Source organism: Pseudoalteromonas sp. 2CM41L (assembly GCF_023161905.1).
Lineage (GTDB): Bacteria > Pseudomonadota > Gammaproteobacteria > Enterobacterales > Alteromonadaceae > Pseudoalteromonas > Pseudoalteromonas atlantica.
In genome coordinates this window covers 1-1,255 of sequence record NZ_JALNTN010000038.1, presented here as the reverse complement: position 1 = coordinate 1,255, position 1,255 = coordinate 1, and the positions used below count along the sequence as shown (strand labels likewise).

At 39.1% G+C, this 1,255-nt stretch carries 1 protein-coding gene; it reads right to left on the bottom strand.

Annotated elements, in window-relative coordinates:
- Window positions 1-29 precede the first annotated feature (29 nt).
- A protein-coding gene (locus MTF64_RS19815; RefSeq protein WP_248452439.1) for an IS3 family transposase occupies window positions 30-1,255 on the bottom strand; the annotation gives its coding sequence in 2 pieces (ribosomal slippage) (window positions 30-913 and window positions 913-1,255; 1,227 coding nt annotated over the 2 pieces). This gene is flagged as partial in the annotation.

Below are 1,255 nucleotides of genomic sequence, written 5' to 3'. Positions count from 1 at the left end.
TTGTCCCGTCCTGAAATAGGTTGACGGTTTTAATGAAAGACTTGGTGCGAAAGCGCCAGGTCTTTTTTATGCACTTGATTTGGTGTTTTCATATCCAAACTTAAGTGCGGTCGCATTTCATTGTATATAAATATCGATTCTTCAACGAGCTGTTTTAACTCTGCCATATTGCGACATTTATACAGTAAAAACTCTTGCTTTAATATCCCGTTAATACGCTCTGCTAATGCGTTTTGATAACAGTCATACCCATCGGTCATCGATGGTCTAATGCCCTCTTTTAATAGCGCATTTTGATATACTTCAGAGCAATATTGTAAACCTCTATCTGAATGATGAATGGCATCACGTTTATATACGCGTTGCTTAATTGTCATTTCTAATGCTCTGACTACATCGGTTGCTTTCATTTCATCACTCAGCTCATAACCCATTATTTTTCGACTGTAAGCATCAGTGACTAACGATAGGTAATGCACGCCTTGCGCTGACTTTACGTATGTAATGTCACTAACGAAGACTTCCTCGGCCGCAGTAGGCATGTATTCCTTTAGTAAATTGGGATGCTTGCGCATCCAATGGTTACTGTTTGTTGTTTTAGTGTAATTTTTCTTTGGTTTTACAAGAAAGTCATGCTCTCTCAAATAATCAAAAAAACAATCACGACCTAGTTTAATGCCACGCTCTTGCAGGTCTGGCTTTATCATCAGATAAAGTTTCTTCCCACCAATACGAGGCATGAATTGCCGCCAGTACATCACTAATTCTTTGACTGGCTCCAATTCTTTATTCCGAGCATCTATTCTGCGCATAGCTTGATAGTAACCTTGTCGCGTTACGCCATATGCACGGCATAACGGAGTAAGCTTTATTTGATGGTTTTCTTTTGCGCGCGTGATAGCTCGGATATGTACTTTTTTCGCAAGCCCGCTCCATATTCTTCATCCATAATATTAATCATTTCATCTTTGATTAAATCCTTTAGGCGTAACTCTTCTATCTCGCGCTCTAAACGTTTAATTTTTTGTGCTGGGGTTTCTTTCGATTTAGGCATGTTGGCTATATAAGTTGGTTTAGACCAATCTAATTTACCATGTTTTCGCAGCCATACCAGAACGGTACTGCGGCCTTGAATGCCGTAATGACTTTGCGCTTGTTTATAGGTGAAGTCGCCTTTTTCTACTTGCTCAACAATAGATAATTTAAAGCCTAATGTATAATCTCGCTGAGTACGCTTAACGTCTTTAGTTTTAGT